The 19,473-nt window shown below is 58.9% G+C and carries 18 protein-coding genes; 11 read left to right on the top strand and 7 right to left on the bottom strand.

What is annotated here, in order from left to right; genetic code table 11:
* Nucleotides 1-451 precede the first annotated feature (451 nt).
* The 5 genes from AC1DD5_RS22255 (at nucleotide 452) to AC1DD5_RS22235 (ending at nucleotide 3,555) form a co-directional block, all read left to right on the top strand.
* A complete protein-coding gene (locus AC1DD5_RS22255) occupies nucleotides 452-1,696 on the top strand; it encodes a PucR family transcriptional regulator (protein ID WP_477516761.1) in 1,245 nt (414 codons plus the stop codon).
* A gap of 212 nt (nucleotides 1,697-1,908) precedes the next feature.
* Nucleotides 1,909-2,724, top strand: coding sequence for an alpha/beta fold hydrolase (locus tag AC1DD5_RS22250; RefSeq protein ID WP_477516760.1), 816 nt, complete (start codon nucleotides 1,909-1,911; stop codon nucleotides 2,722-2,724).
* Nucleotides 2,725-2,820: 96 nt separating this feature from the next.
* Complete coding sequence (locus tag AC1DD5_RS22245) at nucleotides 2,821-3,165, top strand: 3-methyl-2-oxobutanoate hydroxymethyltransferase (RefSeq protein ID WP_477516759.1); 345 nt, start codon at nucleotides 2,821-2,823, stop codon at nucleotides 3,163-3,165.
* Nucleotides 3,132-3,353: a 3-methyl-2-oxobutanoate hydroxymethyltransferase gene (locus AC1DD5_RS22240; RefSeq protein WP_477516758.1), complete on the top strand. Its 222-nt coding sequence runs from the start codon at nucleotides 3,132-3,134 to the stop codon at nucleotides 3,351-3,353. Before AC1DD5_RS22245 ends, AC1DD5_RS22240 begins: the two co-directional genes overlap by 34 nt.
* Nucleotides 3,250-3,555: a 3-methyl-2-oxobutanoate hydroxymethyltransferase gene (locus AC1DD5_RS22235; protein ID WP_442006378.1), complete on the top strand. Its 306-nt coding sequence runs from the start codon at nucleotides 3,250-3,252 to the stop codon at nucleotides 3,553-3,555. The genes AC1DD5_RS22240 and AC1DD5_RS22235 overlap by 104 nt, the downstream gene beginning before the upstream one ends.
* A gap of 577 nt (nucleotides 3,556-4,132) precedes the next feature.
* Here AC1DD5_RS22235 and AC1DD5_RS22230 read toward each other — a convergent pair.
* From AC1DD5_RS22230 to AC1DD5_RS22200, 7 genes are all read right to left on the bottom strand, one after another.
* The gene (locus AC1DD5_RS22230; RefSeq protein ID WP_442006423.1) at nucleotides 4,133-4,780 is read right to left on the bottom strand and encodes an adenylate kinase; all 648 of its coding nucleotides are present in this window, start codon (nucleotides 4,778-4,780) and stop codon (nucleotides 4,133-4,135) included.
* A 5-nt stretch (nucleotides 4,781-4,785) separates the two neighbouring features.
* The gene (locus AC1DD5_RS22225; protein ID WP_477516770.1) at nucleotides 4,786-5,601 is read right to left on the bottom strand and encodes a polysaccharide deacetylase family protein; all 816 of its coding nucleotides are present in this window, start codon (nucleotides 5,599-5,601) and stop codon (nucleotides 4,786-4,788) included.
* Nucleotides 5,602-5,776: 175 nt separating this feature from the next.
* Entirely contained in the window at nucleotides 5,777-6,274 is a 498-nt protein-coding gene (locus AC1DD5_RS22220) for a MaoC/PaaZ C-terminal domain-containing protein (protein ID WP_442006380.1), read from the bottom strand.
* A 46-nt stretch (nucleotides 6,275-6,320) separates the two neighbouring features.
* Nucleotides 6,321-7,547, bottom strand: coding sequence for an NAD(P)/FAD-dependent oxidoreductase (locus tag AC1DD5_RS22215; protein WP_442006381.1), 1,227 nt, complete (start codon nucleotides 7,545-7,547; stop codon nucleotides 6,321-6,323).
* A gap of 80 nt (nucleotides 7,548-7,627) precedes the next feature.
* The gene (locus tag AC1DD5_RS22210) at nucleotides 7,628-9,172 is read right to left on the bottom strand and encodes a class I adenylate-forming enzyme family protein (protein ID WP_477516757.1); all 1,545 of its coding nucleotides are present in this window, start codon (nucleotides 9,170-9,172) and stop codon (nucleotides 7,628-7,630) included.
* A 103-nt stretch (nucleotides 9,173-9,275) separates the two neighbouring features.
* Entirely contained in the window at nucleotides 9,276-10,328 is a 1,053-nt protein-coding gene (locus AC1DD5_RS22205) for an NAD(P)H-dependent flavin oxidoreductase (RefSeq protein ID WP_442006383.1), read from the bottom strand.
* A 116-nt stretch (nucleotides 10,329-10,444) separates the two neighbouring features.
* Nucleotides 10,445-11,224, bottom strand: a complete 780-nt coding sequence (locus AC1DD5_RS22200) for an SDR family NAD(P)-dependent oxidoreductase (RefSeq protein WP_442006384.1) — start codon at nucleotides 11,222-11,224, stop codon at nucleotides 10,445-10,447.
* Nucleotides 11,225-11,816: 592 nt separating this feature from the next.
* Between AC1DD5_RS22200 and AC1DD5_RS22195 the strand changes: the two genes are divergently transcribed.
* The 6 genes from AC1DD5_RS22195 to leuA all read left to right on the top strand — a co-directional run bounded on the left by AC1DD5_RS22195 (nucleotide 11,817) and on the right by leuA (nucleotide 19,395).
* Complete coding sequence (locus tag AC1DD5_RS22195) at nucleotides 11,817-12,659, top strand: citryl-CoA lyase (RefSeq protein WP_442006385.1); 843 nt, start codon at nucleotides 11,817-11,819, stop codon at nucleotides 12,657-12,659.
* A 23-nt stretch (nucleotides 12,660-12,682) separates the two neighbouring features.
* Nucleotides 12,683-13,177, top strand: a complete 495-nt coding sequence (locus AC1DD5_RS22190; RefSeq protein ID WP_477516755.1) for a MaoC/PaaZ C-terminal domain-containing protein — start codon at nucleotides 12,683-12,685, stop codon at nucleotides 13,175-13,177.
* Between the two features lie 34 nt (nucleotides 13,178-13,211).
* A complete protein-coding gene (locus AC1DD5_RS22185) occupies nucleotides 13,212-13,919 on the top strand; it encodes an NUDIX hydrolase (protein ID WP_477516754.1) in 708 nt (235 codons plus the stop codon).
* 387 nt (nucleotides 13,920-14,306) lie between these two features.
* Nucleotides 14,307-17,219 (top strand): FAD-binding and (Fe-S)-binding domain-containing protein, encoded by a 2,913-nt coding sequence (locus AC1DD5_RS22180; protein ID WP_477516753.1) that lies wholly within the window; start codon nucleotides 14,307-14,309, stop codon nucleotides 17,217-17,219.
* Between the two features lie 206 nt (nucleotides 17,220-17,425).
* Nucleotides 17,426-17,578, top strand: coding sequence for a hypothetical protein (locus AC1DD5_RS22175; protein WP_477516752.1), 153 nt, complete (start codon nucleotides 17,426-17,428; stop codon nucleotides 17,576-17,578).
* Nucleotides 17,579-17,655: 77 nt separating this feature from the next.
* Nucleotides 17,656-19,395 carry a 2-isopropylmalate synthase gene (gene leuA, locus AC1DD5_RS22170; RefSeq protein WP_477522787.1) on the top strand — a complete coding sequence of 580 codons (1,740 nt, stop codon included), beginning with the start codon at nucleotides 17,656-17,658 and terminating at the stop codon, nucleotides 19,393-19,395.
* Nucleotides 19,396-19,473 lie beyond the last annotated feature (78 nt).

Here is a 19,473-nt window from a genome sequence, read left to right as displayed (position 1 = left end):
TCCCGGTCTCTTCCCGAAAGAGTTCCCTATGATAGTTGATCCGACCTCCTTGCCACTAGGAGCAGTTCTAGCGGACTTGGGTCCTGCCGCGAAGCTTGTCGCGGGGGACGCTTCCCAGCAGTCCAGGCAAGTTCGTGGCGCTGTTGTCTTGCTGAAGCCGGAAGACTTACCCACCGACGTGGATGTGGTCGTGATATGCCCAGGTGCCGCAAGCTTTAGTGACTTGGTCGCGGACCGGCTCGATGGGCCCGGACGCGTCATCTTCGTTACGGCGTCCGAGTCCTCTCTTTCGGAAGGGATCCAAGTCGTCGGGGAGCAGCACGTCGTCATCGCTGTTGATCCAGCCCTGAACGTCGCTAGCGTCGTGATGTCATTTTCTCGATCGATGCAAATGCCGGAGGAATCCGTTTCCCGCCGATTAGCCTCCTTGCAGAGGGCGCTCAGTCAAGCGATGACAGAAACTGAACCGATAGCGGCGCTACTAAGCCGATTGGCGCACGTATGTAATGCCACCGCAGTCCTCATCGACAGATTCGGTAAGACTGTCCATGCCACCGGGCCCACACCCATGTCACTTTTGTTTGAAGAGATCGGCCGCACCGAGGCCGATTCACAGAACGTGGACGTGGACGGATGGAGGGGGGTGGCAGCCAGAATTTCGGCTCCTGACGAGGCCGACTCGCATTTCGGTTGGCTCGTCATCACGGCTCGGCGGACGAATTTTCCGGATAGCCATTCAACCTCCGCCGCTCACGTAGCCGCAACCTTGGTCGAGGCCAGCCAGCGAATGGCCGTGGCCGCCCGACAACAAGAACGAGCCATACGCACTGCCGTGCTTGAGGAGGCGCTGGCATTGCGCCGCGAGCCTCACAATCCCGAATTGGCGGCCCGAATAGCGGCTTTCGGCCTGTCTTTTGACGACGAGTTGCGGACCATTGTTTTCCGGCCAATTCGACCTGCGGTCGCATCGCGCTCGTTGCCGGCGTCTGAGGATCTATCGGAAATGTTGGGCAAGGCACTGGAGTCACAGTCCATCGCGTACCTCATGACCGCCAAGGACAAGACAATAACGATAGCGGCGCAGTGTAGCGTTCAAGCCTTCCGGCGAGTGATCGTGGCGGAAGGCTCCAAACTCCCAGGCGCCCTCATTGGAATCGGCCGCAGTGTGCATGCCTTGGGCGACATTCTGGACTCATACCAGGACGCGCAGTTGGCGGTTCGAACCCTTCGCCGTAATTCGCGAGGTCCTAAACTTATGGCGTACGAAGACTTCAACTATGCAACTAGGCTTTTCGCTGACGTCGGTTTCGACAAGATGATCAAATGGGCCCAGGAGTTCCTGAAGCCCTTGGAGGGGCGCGAGCTGCTGGTAGAGGGTCTTCAGACATACTTTGAGCATGCTCAGAACATCAACGCTGCGGCCGACTACCTGGAAATCCACCACAACTCACTGCGCTACCGGATAGCTAAAGCTGAAGAAATCCTGGGCATCAATTTGAGGGAACCGGGTGCTGTTTCTTCCGTTTTCTTAGCTCTGACGGCCCTTGAGCTGGGACGGATTCAACAGCTGCGGCCCAAATCGTCCGGCGATACGGGACGAAGCCGTAAACCATCGGACGTTGAAGCAAGCGACGTCGTGCCCTACTCGAGGCCATTCGTCGAAAGAGCCGGCGTAGTTCGTGCTCCCGCCAGGTGAGACACGGAGCGGGTGATCCTAAGAGCGTGGGCGTGGTTATGAAGAGCGCTTATAGATCCTGACGGTGACCTGTTGTGCTGTTCGTTCTGGCGCTGGAGAAGTTCGCCTGCGCGCTACTGGGCCCTAACAGTCTGCTTCCGCAACAGAAACCGGTCATAACCGCGCGGCCTCGAGGCCCAAAAAGATTCATATGCAGAACTTAAGGAAAGAAAATGACCGGTACTAATCTCGCCTTCCAAACCTCGGACGGAGTATCGATTCGGTATGACGACGAAGGACACGGACGGCCCATCGTTTTTGCGTCCGGCGGCACCGCTCACAGCGCCTACTTTGTATGGCAGAGAGATGCACTTCTTGAAGCCGGATACCGCGTGATCCGCTACGATCATAGGCTCCACGGCCGCTCGGACATGCCGGAGCACGGTCAGAGGATGAGCAGGCTAGGCCTGGACCTTGGAGAGCTTCTCACGGCCCTCGACCTCCGCGATACGGTTCTCGTGGGGCACTCCATGGGAGTTTCGGCAAGCCTTGCCTACTTCTCAATTACGGCTGACCCATGGGATCGCATATCGGCATTTGTCGCCGCTGAGCAAACTGCAAAAATTGTCAACACCGCAGACTGGCAGCTGGGTGTCCGGGGTATCACCGAACAGAATGTTTTCGATGCCATCGACTTTAAGCTTAATTGGGACAACGATGGCGTAGAGCCGGATCTGCCGGAGCATGTCCAGCAGTTTTTTGACTCGATTACGCCATCTTGGAAGGACTTTGCGTGGGACAAGTCACGCCGTCTTTTCGCAGATCATTTTCTCTCAGATTGGCGAGACGTCGTGCCACGAATCAAAATCCCCACCCTCGTGATCGCAGGCAGGCATTCTCCCTTCTACGACGTTGACGTAATGCGTTGGTTCGCCGAAACGGTACCCGATGGTCGGCTCAGCGTCTTCGAGCACAGCGGCCACGACCCCTATCTGAACGAATACGTGGAGTTCAACTCTCAGCTCTTGGAGTTCATCTCTAAACACTAGTCATCGTTGCTAACACTTCCGATTGGGGTTCCGGCATTTGCCCCCTCGGGTTGACAACTGTGCACATGCTGCGCGCCGCCTACTGCTAGCTTCAATGTGTTTGGCAATGAAACAAGTTTGCCCGTTAGCGTTGACGAACTCCTGCCACTATGTCGCGCGGTAACCCGCTGCCAGGCGCGCACTGGTCGTCGCCGACCTACCGTTTGGCCGCTATGTGGTTATCAGCCCCGGCAAACCATCGCCACCGGCATCAGGTTCCTCAAAGAGGGGCTGGCCCATGCCGTGAAAATCGAAGGCGGAGGCTTTTACTCCGGAACAGTGAGGGCGATGGTAGAGGCAGGAATTCCCGTCATCGCTCACATCGGGCTCACTCTCCTCAGAGCGAGCACGCTCTCGGCGGATACCGCGTGGAGGGCCGCAGCCACGACGCCCAAAGGCTGATTGAAGACGCCCTGGCCTTGGAAGAGGCGGGCGCCTTTTGCGTTCTGATGGAAATGGTTCCTGCGGATACCGCGGGACGGGTAGATGCAGCGATATATCCCCACAATCGGCATCGGCGCTGGCAAAGCGACCACCGGACAGGTTCTGTGGCAGGATATGGCCGGGATTCGCGGTGGGAAAGTTGCTAAGTTGTCAAGCAATACGCAGATCTTCGATCAAGACTACTCCAGGCTGCAACGACCTTCGGACAAGAAGTTCGTTCCGGCGAATTTCCCGAAAGCAAACACTCCTTGCAACAACTGCCCGGCCCCACTTTCTCTAACTAATTCCAAACACGATGAATCTAATTGCCGGCCAAGTTCTACTTATCCCTTGCTGGCCACCACTTGATCTCTAATCACGCCAGTAACGATTGCACATGCGTGAGAGTCGAAGATGAAGTGATGAAACGAATTCTGAGCAGGAGGCCGCCAGGTGGGGAGGGACTTTAGCCCGCATTGCCCGCCCATCAAGGGCTTTTTTGGCTTGTCACGGTTCCTGGTGATGGTGGCAACGATGAGCACTTCGATCTCTATTCACCACCGGCAAACCGTGTGCCAGAGCCGACCGTTTTCGAAGCGGTGTTGATCAGTACCCAGCATCGCTGGTCCAATTTTCGCTGGATCAGCCGCCACGAGAAACCGAACGAAGCGGCTTCCTCGCGATGGCCCTGGTGGATCCGATGAGGGTGGCCACCAGCGCTTCACGGGGCCTGCGGCTGTGCCGTGCCGGCACCGGACCTGCGATGCCTGCTCGCTGAAGCTCTGGCGCGGGCACGGCACAGCCGCAGAAGGATCATCGGTTTGCCGGCGTGTCAACCCGACCAGCGACAGGAATGTCACGCAGAGGTTGATGCCGGCGGAAGCGTCCTATCCACTCGGTTCGTTCCGGGAGCTGAGGCCTCTCAAGGAGACTAGGACACGAATTCTTAGGGGAGTGCCGTGGCAACTAGAACAGGCGCCGGCTCGAGTCTGCCATTAGCCGCTACGGCGGTGGTCTGCCTTGATGACAATCCGAGAGTAAGATCCAGTGCGGTCGAAACTCTGCTGGATACGTCCGAGATACTTCCCAGCCCATCCACCTCCGTTAAGATGCCGCGTTCGCCGTACCGGGACGTAACGGCGGTTGTCTGGTCGAAATACAGTTTCATCCTGTTTCTAATGACTTCCGCAGTGTCGTCCGAGCGGTTTTCGCGTTCAGCTCTCTGGAGTAAACGCTGGACCAGTTCTTCTGTATCGGCAGTGAGCTGCAGTACGACGTCAAGCTCGCGCCCCTTGGTTGCAAGGATCACGTCGAGATAGTCAACCTGACCTAGAGTGCGGGGATATCCATCCAACAGAAATCCGTTGTCCGCGTCGTTTTGTTCCAGGCGCTCACGAACCATCGCGTTCGTCACCGAATCGGGCACAAATTGCCCTGCATCCAGATATGATTTAGCCGTTTGGCCCAAGCGTGTTTCATTTTTGACATTTTCGCGGAAGATGTCCCCGGTTGAAATGCTGACGATCCCGAACCTCTTTGCAATGTAGCTTGCTTGCGTACCTTTGCCAGCTCCGGGAGGACCTATGAGAAGCATTCTGATCACGGAATCATCCTATCTAGCGGATCGAGGTCATTCAGGAGGGTTCTGGAACCTGCGGGGGAGGATGCCGCCGCTGGCGCAGCGTCGTCTTGCCAGCAGTTGAAGAGCTCGGAGAGCGTTGGAAACCATACACCTTCAAATGAAGTGACGTGGTCGAGGAACTTTTCGAGCATTATAAGGTTGTGTGCCCGTCCAATGGTCTGCGGGTGTAGTGTCCACGTCATTGCGCCCCCGGCACATCGCTCATAGGCGAAATTGAAACTGTCGATCCAACGAGCCAGAACCGTCTCGTTGCTCTGCATGAGCGCGTTTCCCTTGAAAGATTCGAGTTCGGGGAAATCGTCGAGGAACCATGAGACAGGGAACTCAAGTACGCTGCTCTCCGGGCCGAAGGTGTTGCCTTCTTCCTCGCTAATGCCGACCACCATCCGGGGCCGGTAAGGCTCGAAGTCCCTCCCCATGAGAGATGAATCCCAGTCAAACTCGAATTTCGCAAGGAGATCGAGGGTGTTGTCCGTAACATCCAATGCAGGAGATCGGTATCCCCGAGGACGTTTACCCAGGAGCTTTTCGTGCTGGGCTATTTGAAGTTCCAGCAGCCGTTCCTCCTCGGTTCGATCGAGGGAAGGCACATATTCGTGGTAGACACCATGAGCGCCGATTTCATGGCCGGATTCGACAATTGCATCCACTGAGCTGCGGAACGTTTGCATCGTGTGTGTGGGCACACACCACGTCGTAGTGATTCCGTAGCGACGGAAAACGTCAAGGAGTCGTGGGGCGCCGACTAAGGCGCCGAATTCACCTCGGGACATCAAGGACTGGGACGTTGATCGAAAAGTGCCTAGCCATACGCTTTGGGCATCAAAGTCGGGGCTTAGAGAAACGGCGAGGCGTTTGCCGTCGGGTAGATGAAGAGGCACTACGAGCAACTTTCTGTTTCAGGCAAGGGAGTTCGCCTTGCCGAATGTTCTGGTTCGAGCGGCCAGCCTAGGCTGGCCGCCGGGAAAGAAGGACGATCCAGTCGCCTTCCTGGCAGATCACGCCGTCCTGGTTCAGAATTTGAACCCGAGTGGTCACAACACCCCGGTCGGGCTTGCTGGCAGACGGCTTGATGCCAATCACTTCTTCGCGGACACTGATGGTGTCGCCAATACGGATCGGGGCACGGAGGTTCCAGTTGTCAATTCCTAAAAAGGCGATTGCTGAGCCGTTCTTCCATCCCAGCGCCATTTCCAGCCCAAAGGCAATTGAAAGTGCGCCGGGACCATGGAAGAGCCGGGTGCCAAATTCTGTCGTTTTGGCGTACTCCTCGTTGGTGTGCAGCGGGTGCATGTCTCCGGACCAGGTGGCGAACGTTACGACATCGAACTCTGTGACGGTCCGTCCTGCCGAGTTCCACTGCTGTCCAAGTTCCAACTCGTCCAGGTAGCGCACGGCTGACTCATTGGTCGTGCCGAGTAGATGAGTAGTCAATGTTTCTTTCACTTCCGTATAGTTTTTGGTGCTCTTGTGGCAGGGCGGGTGCCCGGGGCTAATAGCGGATGACTCCGTCTACCGGGGTGGTCAGGGACGACCGGTAGAGGGAAAGTTCGTCGAGGGAGTGGCTGAGGCGGTCGCCTGAGATCAGTTCGGCCACCAGCTTTCCCGTGATCGGCCCGGCCAAGTTGCCGTAGACGTGCCCGGTGGCCAGAATCAGCCCGGGAAGTTCCTCCACCTCGTCAACGATCGGGAGGGAGTCAGCCGTGGCGGGGACGAGGCCAGCCCAGGCACGTTCAATACCGAGAGACCTGTAGTTCGGGAAGGTTTTGAGCAATGAATCGATGGCCAGCTTTAGACCGGCGGCAGGCATCCTGTCGTCGAGTTGGTCGGGGTAGTCCATTGGGCAGCCAATGAATAGATTCCCGTCCTCGGTCTTGGCCACACATTCCATGTGTTCGAGGCCCTGTGACTGGTCCTCTGAAGGGGAGGTGAAGTACTCGTCCCGGTAACTGGGGAGGTTCCGGATGTGGGCGTATTGCTTCGCAGCAAGCGGTCCATTGAGGATTTTATCGAGCTTCTCCTCTACAGGAGCCAGTAGGACAGCACCCAGCCTGTGCGGCTTGATGGGTACGGTTACGCCCTCTGATTCGAGCATTGTAGACCACACACCACCCGCCCAAACGACGTTGTCCGCTGAAACGCTGCCGCCGGCTGTTCGTACTCCGACGACTTTCGAGCCGTTCCGCAGGAGTCCGAGGACCGGCGTGTTTTCATGAATTCGAACACCGAGCCTGCGGCATTCCTGCGCCAAGGCACGGACGAACTTCGGGGTACGAATTTGGCCATCTTCGGGGCTGAACGTGGCTCCAATAACATCGGGCGGCAATATCGGGGCGGCTTCATGAGCGGCCTGGTCGTCAAGGAGCTCGGCTTTGAATCCGTCTGCGATCCGGGCTTCCACAAATTCCTTATAGACTCGCCGCTGATCGTCCGTGTAGAAGAACGTCATGGCACCGTTGCTTCTGTATTCGAAGGATGGCCCGAGGATGTCTGCAAAGTCGTCGTACAGGGCCCTCCCTGCACGGGTCAGTTCGACGGCGTAGTCGCCGTGGCGATTCTGCATGTGGAGGAAGCCGAGATTTCGCCCGGAAGCGCCGTGGCCAAGTTCCCGCTGTTCGAGAAGCACAACATCGTGCCCCTTTGAAGCAAGAAAATAGGCAGTTGATACACCCACTATTCCGCCGCCTACAACAACCACACCGGCCTTGTCGAGCTTCATTTCGTCATGTCCTAACTTCGTCTTGATGCAACACGTATGAGGGTGGCCGTCTCGTGATTTGTCGGCCTAGGAGCCGGCTGCTAAGCCCTGCCCTGGCTCTTTTCAGCTGTCAACAGTGTCGCCACGTCCCGCCTATTGACTTTGCCGGTTGTCGAATTCACTGGAAGCGAGTCGACGGCGATGAACTCGCTTGGAACCTTGTATGACGACAAGCGGGCGGCAGCGAATCCCTTCAGGTCGGCTTCGTCGAGGGGCTCTATGCCCCTGGGGACGACGGCAGCAACCACGCGCTGGCCGTAGACGTCATCGGGAAGACCAACAACGGCCACTTCACCAACGGAGGCGTGCTCCTGAAGTACACGCTCAACTTCCGCCGGCGAGATGTTTGTTCCACCACGGATGATGACGTCTGAGAGCCGCCCAACCACGTAGACGAAACCGTCCTCATCCACCCGAACAAGATCTTTTGTGCGGTACCAGCCGTCATCAGTGATGGCTGTCCGCGTTTGTTCTTCATCACGCCAGTAGCCGAGCATAAGCCCCGGTCCAGTCGAGTACGCCTCCCCAACCTGCCCGGGTGGAACTTCCGCTCCGTCGGCGTCGAGAACCTTTAGCTTCGACCGGGGCACAAGCTTGCCCGCCGACCCTGGCTTAGGGGTTGGGTTCGCGATGGGGTCGTAAGTCACCAGTGGGAGGCATTCGGAGGCGCAGTACGCATCCAGGACGGGTAGTCCAGTCTGGGCTTCCCAGCGGCTGAACGCTGCTTCGTTCCTGGGCTCTCCGCCTGAGATGCACAGTCGAAGTGATGGGAAAGCCAGCCGATCCCCGGCCCGGGCTTCAGCGTATTGGGCCAGCTTTCCGAAAGTCGCCGTCACGCCGGCAAGGAATGTGGCCGAATGCTCCTCAATGGCCGGAGCTATCATGTCCGGGCGGGCCCTCCGGACTATCACCACTGTCCCGCCGCGCAGCAGGACGGCCAGGGATGTGCTAGCAAGCCCATAGAGCCATGCCATCGGCAGGCAGATGATGGCATTGTCTTCGGACGAAAGGTGCCAGACTTCGCCGTAGGTGTCCGCGCAGTTATAAATGGCTGTAGCAGAAAGCATGATCGCTTTCGGGCGGCTCGTGGTGCCTGACGAGAAGCAGATCATGGAAAGGGGTTCGCGAAGACCCTCGGGGTTGGGTAGAGCGTCGTGCCGAACCTCGGTTACGTGGAAGTCAACGATATCGACAATCGGGGCATTTCGTGAGGCAGGGGCGATATGCGCACGATCAACGCTTTCGGAGATGACTATCAGCGCCGGGTCACTTGTGGCGATGGCATATTCAAGGTCCTCTGGACCCGAAGAAGGATAGACAGTAACCAATACGCCGCCACTTCGCCATACAGCGAGGGCTGTGGAGAGATAGTCCGCTGAGCTTTCCGCGACGAGGGCCACCCGATAACCCGGCTTGAGCCCGGCCGAAAGCAGCACGGCTGAGCGATGCTCAATTGATGTCTGGAGATCCTTGTAGCTCATGAAGGTGTCGCCGTCGACAATCGCTGTCTTATCGGGGTATTGCTCGGCGATGGATTCCAGCGCTGCGGAGACAGGATCCGTTAGCTCCGGCGACGATTCATTCATTTACGCTTTCACTTTCTTTTGATAGTTGGAAGATTCCAACTGGCCCGTTGAGTCGGACTCGTCTAACTCAACGGGCCCTTTGCCTTTTTATTGGCGATGCCTGCTATTTGCCGGCGGCAAGTCCACGCAGAATCTTTTCTGCATCCGTTGCCATATTCTTGACGATCTCCCCAGCGGGCAGGATTTCGTGGACAAGCTGCATGGTCTGGCCCACGGGCATCATTCCGAAGTCCATGTCGCCATCCTGATATCCGGTTTCGACCCGCGTGCCGGCGACGGCGTATTGTCCAGGAAATCCTGCGGGTTTCTTGTCAGAAGACTCCCATTCCGAGGTCCATTTGTTCTCGAATGCACGCATACGCTTACCGCTGTACGAGTAAGTGATAGTGCTATCCTTGAAGGATCCTTCCACCACTCGGTTCTTGAAATTGTCGTGCCCATATGCTTCGGGGCTGGCAATGAATCGCGTTCCCACCCAGACGCCCGCCGCGCCCAAAGCCAGGGAGGCGGCCAGGCCGCGTCCATCGGCGATCCCGCCGGCGGCCAGGACTGGCTGATCCACCACATCAATTACGGCAGGGACAAGGGTCATAGTGGATGCGTATCCGGTGTGGCCGCCGGCCTCAGTTCCTTGAGCGACAATAAAGTCGACACCCGCTGCGCTGGCCTCCTGGGCCTTGCCCACGGAGCCGACAAGAGAGAAGACCGTGATTCCGCGGTCCTTGCACTCTTTGATGAACCAGTCCGGTGTAGCGAACGTCAAAACAACTGCCGAGGGTGCGGCATCCAGGACAATCTGCACCTGGTCTGCAACGGCCCCAGGCGTCAAAAGCGCCTCTACACCTGCAAGCTTTTCTTGGTCTGCACCCGAAAGCGATTGCCACAGTTCGCGCACTGGCGCCCACTGTGCTTCATCTTCAGTGGTGAGTGAGTCCGGTAGCAGGAGATTAATTGCATAGGGCTTGTCGGTTCCAGCTTCGATCTTCTTGATTTCGGCGCGAAGGTCATCGGGCATGAAGCTGACGCCGCCCAGGCATCCCAGGCCGCCAGCGTTACTGACCGCGGTGACGAGTTCGGCCTGCGCCACACGCGCCATGCCGGCGGAGCAGACGGGGTATTGGAGGCCCAGGGCTTCCGTCAATGCTGTCTTGATCACTTATACACCTTTCACTTCGGAGCCCAAGATCATCCTGGTTTCCGGTTGGTTCATGTTTGCCCCGAAGGGGGAGTTGGTGGGGTAGCTGTTGTTAGCAGGCCACACGGTCGGCAGGACTACGTCGCGTTCCAGCCGCCGTCGACCTGGATCGTTTGCCCGTTCACATAACCAGCAGCGTCGGACGCGAGGAACAGCACTACGCTCGCCACCTCTGAGGGTTCGCCCGATCGTTTTGCCGGAATGAGGAAGTCCATAATTTCAGGCGACACCCCGATGCCTCGCTGCTGCGTCGAAACGAGATCACCCAAGATCTCCTCAGAAGTCGCACGAAGATTTGTCTTGATGACGCCCGGGGCGACAACGTTGGCGGTTACCCCGTGTGGAGCAACATCGATGGCGAGACGACGGGTCAGCCCCTCTATGCCCGCCTTGGACGCGACGTAGGAGATGCCGTCTGCTGCGCCCCTTTGGCCCGCGACGGAGCCGATTGTAATGATGCGACCCGAGTTCTGCTTCGTCATTGCCTGCGCCGCTGCACGGCAGCCGTAGAACGTTCCTGTCAGGTTGACTCCGATAATCTTGGCCCACAACTCGGGCGTCGTTTCGAGCACGTCGGCATACCCGTCGAAGACTCCCGCGCTGTTGACCATGACGTCCAGTTTGCCGGTCTTCTCGACAACCTCGTCCACCAAGGCAGACACCGAGTGGTAGTCGCTAACATCTACGACCCGTGTGTGCAGTGAGTCCGGAGAGCCGAGCTCTTGCCGGGTCTCCGCCAAACGTTCCTCTGAAACGTCACTCGCATAGACTTCGTAGTCTGCTTCGACGAATGCCTGGGCAATGGCCCGGCCGATGCCAGAGCCGGATCCGGTGATAATTACGCTTTTGCTTCCCATGCCCTACAAACTACGTTGGGGATCTTCCGAGTGAAACTGTCATCTTCACGGCTTTTTGTCGACGTTGTCGTGGAAGCTACAGGAGCCGGGTTGGAGGTTCGGTATCTGGGCCGCCCACTATGGACTCGCAAGTGAGGGATGAGGATGGGCGCTGGCGCCCCGCGTTTGTACTTTGACTAGGGGCGGGTGGCGGGCGTTGAAAAAATTCCGGGGCCGGTACCCGTCTTGTCGCTTTAAGGTGGCGGGTACGACAAACCGTCACCAGATTCCGGCAAATCAAGGCGCCCAGACCACAGAACGGGAAGGGCAACGATTATGCCGGTACCAACTCCGGGTCCCCCAACTGACCGTACGCTGGGGGACCCGGCTCCAAGCAGTGCCACGTTTTCGTCGCTTGACTGATCCGTCAGCACTTGCGCAGATGCGTTAGTAATTTTCCGCCTGGAGGTCACGGCTTCAGAAAATCTCCAATGCCAGGATGATGCGGTTGATTCTAAAGTTCAAGGACATGGCCGACATATTTTGGAGCTTGGCTCGTCATCTTGCCTAGCACCGCAGGCCCTTTGAAACACATGACGGTTCGGGAGAAACATTGCAAAAGGATACTGCAGACCAGTCTGGGGCTTATTGGTCATCCTCTGTTAGCCAAGTCACTGATACGAACGTTTATGTTCGCGGCTATGACCTTGAGGATCTGATCGGGCAAATCCCCTTCACGGCAGCCATATTTCTCGTGATCCGTGGTCGGATCCCTTCGGACCATGAGATACGGGCGCTGGACGCAGTCCTCAGCGGAATCTTGGATTATGGTCTTGAAAAGCCCGGGACAGTGGCCGCAAGGTTTGCTGTCTCCGCCAATCCAAGTATGGCTATCGGCATGTCAGCCGCCTGTTTATCTGTCGGGAAGCACACGCTGGCGACTGAGGACAGCGGCCGCTTCATCCGGGCTACGCATGCGGAGTTTCTGGGATCCGGCCTCACGCTCGAAGCTTTCGCTGAGGATAAGGTAAACCGCATGCGTGAAGCAAGGGAACGCATCCCGGGCTTGGGGCACCCCATTTTTAAGGTTGTTGATCCTCGCGCTGAACGGCTCCGATCGATTGCTATGCAGGAAGGTCTGTGGGATCAGGCGGCTGAAGTGTACGAGGCAGTGCACAGGGCCTTCACGAAACTCCCAGGTAAGTCGGACATCCCGATAAATGACGTTGGTGTTATGGCCGCGATACTGCTGGGGCTCGGCTTCACGCCAGAAGAAGGGACAGGTATTGCCTTGCTCTCGACGCTGCCTGGGGTTATCGCCCACGTATCCGAAGAGCTCTCCGGAGGGAAGCCAATCCGAATCGTCCCGAGAGATTCAGCATCCTATGAGGGGGCTACTGGCCGTGATTTTAATGCGGATCGACTCGAAGCCGGCTGGGGCCCTTCCGGGGCCTAGGCGGTAACCGAACAGGAGCAAAGATGGATGCAGGGGCCGAGAATCGTCTGATCCCTTCAGCAACCCGATTCTTTGAGGATCTCCAAACAGGAGATTCGTGGTCGTCTCAAGGGCGAACGATTACAGAGACGGACCTGGTTACCTTCGCGACGTGGTCGGGGGATATGCACCCCCTACACACCAACCAGGAGTATGCCCGTGGTACTCAGTTTGGAGAACGGGTTTTCCACGGTCCTGGGACACTTGCGATCGCTTTTGGCCTGGAAATGGGAATGGGGTGGAAGGAACGTTCGGCCATAGCATTTCTCGGCATTCATGACTGGAACCTCATTGCACCTGTTCGCATCGGCGACACCATTGCTGTACGGGAAGAGGTAGTAGAGCTCCGGCCTTCTGCGACTAAGCCGGACCGGGGCATTGTGAAAACCAGACTTCAGATACTCAATCAGCGAGGCGACGTCTGCCAAGAGGGTTTCTGGGTCGTTCTCCTGTATCGGTCTGCTGCTTACACACCATGACAACGAGAGTTGGGCAACTCGGCAGGAGGAATCAATGAGCATTACCGCTGGTGAGGAGATATGCGCAATGGACCCACCGGTTCCGCGGCTTGCAGTAAGCGTGGTCCTGATGCGGGATTCCCTGCACGGAGTTGAAGTCTTTGTCCAACGCAGGGCACTAACGATGGATTTTGCTGCTGGTGTGGTCGCATTTCCAGGAGGCCGCGTCGACGCTGCTGACTCCTTGCCATCGGCGCTGAGCAGAACGCTGTTGGACTCTCAGGCGGTGGCATGGCGGCGGACCAGGGTTGGAACGGATGCAACGAGTGCGCCACAAACTGCCGCTTGCCTCCTGTCTGCCGCCGTGCGTGAACTGGCAGAAGAATGCGATGTTGTCCTACAACCAGAAGACTTGGTCCCTTGGGCAAACTGGATCACACCTGAGGGCTTTCCCAAACGTTTCGATACGTTCTTTTTTGTGACTGCTGTAGCGCCCGATCTGGAGCCCCAGCATGTCACGACGGAGGCAACATCGTCGCAATGGATGCTGGTGCGAAGGATCCTTTCAGACGAAGCTGCCGGAAGGCTTAAGCTCCTCCCCCCAACGCTGGCAATTTTGGATGAAATTGCAGTAATGCGCACCACCGAGCAAGTGCTTTCGGGGAAACGGGCAATCGAGTCGGTGTGCCTACGCCTTGATGAAGTAGAGGAGTTCCACCGCCTGCGGCAACTGAGCATGACGGATACCCGGAAGCGGTCTTGATACAGCTTCGCGTGCCTATACCAGTTGCGCATTCGGGGATGCCGCACTGCCAACCCACTACCAATATTTTCACCAGAGTTTGGGTGAGGGGGTTGGTGCAATTCCAGTAGCATCGCCGGAGCAGTCGTCGTAGCGTGACGCATGTGCCGCAGAGCGGATGAAACTGTCATGAGGACAAAGGAGCAAGTGTGGCCCACGCTGGTGATCCGGACGCTCTGATGACGGACGCTCTCCAGAGCGCGTCAACGTCGCTGCGGGCAGCCACGCTGTTTCCGGGAGATGTTCCTCTCCAACTGGACAGGTTTGTCACCAGAAGATTTTTTCAATATTGCATATCCGACGTGCGTGCCCGGCTTCACCGGGACGAAACTGGAGCCTGATAACGCTATGACTCAAGATGTCCTCTCCACACCGGGCCGTGCACCGGTCCTTGCCCGGCTGGAAGCCGCGGGCGTGCTTGCCGAAGAAATGGGCCATCGTATTGCCGCGTATTCCTATGACGCGTCCAACTACAGGGTTCCGCCTGTTGCCGTGGTCTTCCCACGAAGCGTCCAGGATGTCGTGGCTGCGGTGGCCGCATGCCGGGAAACCGGCACACCGTTGGTGAGCCGGGGTGGCGGGACATCCATGGCCGGCAACGCCATAGGCCCCGGCATTGTTCTGGACTTCTCCCGGTACATGAACCGGATCAACAGCGTCGATGAGGCCACCAAAACCGTCGACGTCGACCCCGGCGTCGTCCTCTCCCACCTGACCGTTGAGACAGAGAGGGTCACCGGTGGGAGGATCACGTTCGCACCGGACCCTTCGTCAAAGAACCGGGCCACGATCGGCGGCTCACTCGGGAACGATGCTTGCGGTAATCACTCAGTACGCTACGGCCGCACCTCTGATCATGTGCTGGAGATTGACGTTGTCACTTCCGACGGCGCACAGTTGACCGCCACGGCGACCGGTCTGCGCGCAACTGACCCAGCCGATACCTTCTCGGTCTCCCGCGCCTTTGAGCTGGGGGAGGAGCTTAAGCAGCTCGCCCAGGACAACCTGGCAGGTTTTCGGGTAGAGCTGGGCCGTATCCAGCGCCAGGTCTCCGGTTACCACCTGGCCAACCTCCTGCCTGAAAATGGTTTCAACGTGGCCCGAGCCTTCGTGGGAACCGAGGGCACTTGCGCGATCGTCGTGCGGGCCCGCATGAAACTCGTCCCTAAAGCACCCAGCGCCCTCCTCGTGTGTCTCGGGTACGCCGATGTCGTGGACGCCGCCAAGGATATCGAGACCATCCTGGAATTTTCGCCCGCCGCCGTCGAGGGCATTGACGAGGCCATCGTGGACACAATGAAGTTGCGACGCGGACCCGATTCAGTTCTGGGCCTGCCCGAAGGCAAGGCCTTCCTCTATGTGGACTTGGACGGGGACAACCCCGAGCAGGTAGCCGGGGAAGCGTCCCGGCTCCTCGAACGGCTGGCGGCAAACGGACGGATGGTGGACGGGCGCGCGGTTCCAGACCTCGTCCAGCGCGCCACCCTCTGGCGGGTCCGGGAAGACGGGGCGGGTCTTTCCTCCCGGCCGGCAAGCGGCGGGGAATCACAGGCAGGCTGGGAAGACTCAGCTGTTGCGCCGCGGAACCTGGCCGCATATCTGTCCGATTTCCGTGACCTTTTAGCTGAGTTCGGGTTGACCGGAATTATGTACGGGCACTTTGGTGCAGGCTGCATGCACATCCGCATCACTTATGACCTGCGTAGCGAGGAGGGCCGGGGCGTCTTTCGTAAGTTCACCCACGCCGCAGCTGACCTCGTAGTGCGGCACGGTGGCTCATTGTCTGGTGAGCATGGCGACGGACGCGCCCGCTCGGAGTTTCTGCCGGTCATGTATTCCCCAAAAATGATCGCAGCATTTGAGACCTACCGTGGACTTTGGGACCCTGCCGGCATCCTGAACCCAGGATCCATGACAGATGCGGACCCCATGGATGCCAACTTGGCGCACGAAGGTATTCCCCAACGCGAGTGGCGAACTCACTTTGAGCTCCGTCCGGTCGAGGCCGCGGCCGCCGGTGCTGACCCGTGGGTTCATGCCGTCCAGTCCTGCATTGGCGTGGGCAGGTGCCGATCCGATGCCGGTGGCGTCATGTGCCCGAGCTACCGAGCCACAGGGGACGAAAAGGATTCAACGCGCGGCCGTTCCCGTGCTCTGCAGGACATGGTCCGAGGTGCCAAAAGCATCGACGAAGGTTGGAAGTCGAAGGATGTCCGGGAAACACTGGATCTGTGCCTGGCGTGTAAAGCCTGCTCCAACGACTGCCCTGCCGGGGTGGACATGGCCACGTACAAGTCGGAGTTCTTCTCCCACTACTACGAGGGCAAACTGCGGCCCATGTCGCATTTCTCCCTTGGCTGGTTGCCGCGCTGGCTGAAACTGACCACCCTGATCAGCCCGCTCGTGAACCTAGTCCTTGCCAGTCCGCTGGGCAAGGTGGTGGCCGCAGCAGGCGGGCTGACTACGCACCGGAAGATGCCGAAGTTTGCCTCCCGGGCCATGCTCCGCAAGGAATTGGCGCCCTACGCGGATTCATCGGCCCCGGCAGATGCGGTCCTTTTCGTGGACTCGTTCACCAAGGGCTTCAGGCCTGAGGTTGCCGGGGCTGCGGCCCGGGTCATGGAAAGCACAGGTCGCACTGTCGGCTGCGAGTCCGATGCTTGCTGTGGCTTGACCTGGATCTCCACCGGCCAGTTGGACACCGCCAAGAAGCTCATGGGCAATGCGGTCGCGAAGCTCGACGACGGGGCCGATACCCCCATCGTGGTGATTGAACCTAGCTGCGCCGCGGCGTTGAAGAAGGACGCACCCGAACTGCTCGGCAGCGAAGCGGCCGAACGCGTCTCCCACAGGATCCGGAGCTTCGCGGAGGCCGTGAAGGAATGGGTCGACGGCGGCTGGACACCACCTGCCGTGCCGACGGACGTCACCGTGCAAACCCACTGCCACGAATACTCCACCTTCGGGGCCACCGTCCAACGAAAGGCCTTGGCCGCCCTCGGTGTCGCAAACGTCAACGAAGCCACAGGCTGCTGCGGGGTCGCCGGGAACTTCGGGTTTGAAGCCAACCACTACGCCATCTCGATGAAGGTGGCCGAACAGGCCTTGGCTCCGGCCTTGTCTAAAACAGCCTCCGACGTCCCCGTTCTGGCCGACGGTTTCAGCTGCGCCATGCAGGTCAAGCAGCTGGACCCGGACCGCAAGAGCCTGCATTTAGCGGAACTGCTCGACCAACGCGCGCCTGGAGGTGAAATGCAGTGAAGAAGTTAGAGCCAGCAACAAGCTTTCCGGTCGCAGTCGAACCCCACACGCCGGGCTTGCCCCTCTTTTTCGACCCATTGGTTGAGCTGACAAAACACGGCCCGTCCAGAAGTCCGCAATCCGAACTCGCCGGCCCTAAGAAGCCACCTCCCCGGCGCGGACGACCGCGGAACCGATCCCGCGACAGGTCAACTGAGAGGAGTGCGATGCTCGACATGGTCGTCCATGACCTGCAGGCCCTTGGTGTCCGACTCAACAGCAGCAGCGCCCTTTCGTCCGAGCACTCGTCCTACCTTCAGATCGTGCGCACGGAGCTCCCGCCCCTTAGCTGCCGCGGCGAGTCCTCAGGCGCAATCTAGCGCAAGGCCATCCTCGTCGCGGAGTTCGTGTTACCCGGCCACCCTTCAATGAAGATCTCAAGAAAAGGCCTCCCGTAATGCAAAACGCACAAAAGTCCTCAGGAATGCCCGCCCACCGCTACACGCCGTTCCAGGACCAGATCAAGGTGGAACTGCCAGACCGCACCTGGCCGGACAAAATCATCGCCAAGGCGCCCCGCTGGTGCGCCGTGGACCTGCGCGACGGTAACCAGTCTCTGATCGATCCCATGAGCCCGGCGCGCAAGATGAAGATGTTCGACCTGCTGGTCCGCATGGGCTACAAGGAGATCGAGCTCGGGTTCCCGTCCGCCTCCCAGACCGATTTCGATTTCGTCCGGCAGCTCATTGAGGGCAACCATATCCCGGACGATGTGACCATCCAGGTCCTGACCCAGGCCCGCGAACACCTGATTGAGCGGACCTACGAATCCTTGGTGGGCGCCAAGCAGGCGATTGTCCATCTTTACAACGCCACCTCGGTGTTGCAGCGCCGCGTGGTGTTCAACCAAGACGAGGACGGAATTTTGGATATCGCCCTCCAAGGCGCCCGGCTCTGCAAAAAATACGAGGAAACGCTCGTTGACACGCATATCATCTATGAGTACTCCCCGGAATCCTTCACGGGCACGGAACTGGAGTACGCGGTGAGGGTGTGCAATGCCGTGGCCGATGTTTTTGAAGCCTCCGCTGACCGGCAGGTCATCATTAACCTGCCCGCAACCGTGGAAATGGCTACTCCCAATGTTTACGCCGATTCGATCGAGTGGATGAGCCGTCATCTGCACCCCAGGGAGGCCATCATCCTGTCCATGCACCCACACAACGACCGCGGAACGGGTGTTGCTGCCGCGGAACTGGGGTACATGGCTGGCGCGGAGCGGATCGAAGGCTGCCTCTTCGGCAACGGCGAGCGGACCGGAAACGTGGACCTTGTCACCCTGGGCCTGAACCTTTTCGTCCAGGGCATCGATCCCATGATTGACTTCTCCAATATCGACGAGGTCCGGCGCACGGTGGAGTACTGCAACCAGCTGCCCGTCCCGGAGCGTTCGCCCTACGGTGGCGATCTCGTCTTCACCGCGTTCTCCGGATCACACCAAGACGCCATCAAGAAGGGCTTCGAAGCACTCGAACGGGACGCGGCCGCTGCCGGCAAAGACGTTTCCGACTTCACTTGGCAGGTTCCGTATCTGCCCATCGACCCCAAGGACCTGGGTCGCTCCTATGAAGCAGTCATCAGGGTCAATTCCCAGTCCGGCAAGGGCGGAGTGGCCTACCTGCTTAAGACCGAGCACAGCCTGGATCTGCCGCGACGTGCCCAGATCGAGTTCTCGGGCGTCATCCAGCGACGCACTGACACGGTGGGCGGGGAAGTCAGCGGCGCTCAGCTTTGGCAGATCTTCCAGGACGAATATCTGCCCTCCCGCGAGGCTGACGGGCAGTGGGGCCGATACTCGCTGGGCGCGGTCAAGACGGAAACAGATGACGACGGCGGCATGACGCTTCACGCCTCACTCACCGTAGACGGCGTGCAGGTTCAGCGCACCGGTACCGGCAACGGCCCAATCGCTGCCCTGCTGAGCATCCTCCAGCAGGATGGTGTGGACCTCAGAGTGCTGGACTACAGCGAGCACGCCCTCTCAGAGGGCGGTAGCGCGATGGCTTCAGCCTACGTGGAGTGTGCAGTGGGGGAGCGCGTGCTGTGGGGCGTCGGCATCGACGCCAACACAAGCACGGCCGCTCTCAAGGCTGTCATTTCCGCCGTGAATCGAGCCATCCGCGACGCTCAGGCCTGATCTCGGCAGTCGGTTGACCGCCTCGCAGGATTCTGGACACGGCTGGACGCCCGACCAGTCGTGTCCGAAACCTCAAGC

The organism is Paenarthrobacter sp. 10L420 (assembly GCF_056395385.1).
This window is presented reverse-complemented; position numbering and strand designations above follow the sequence as displayed.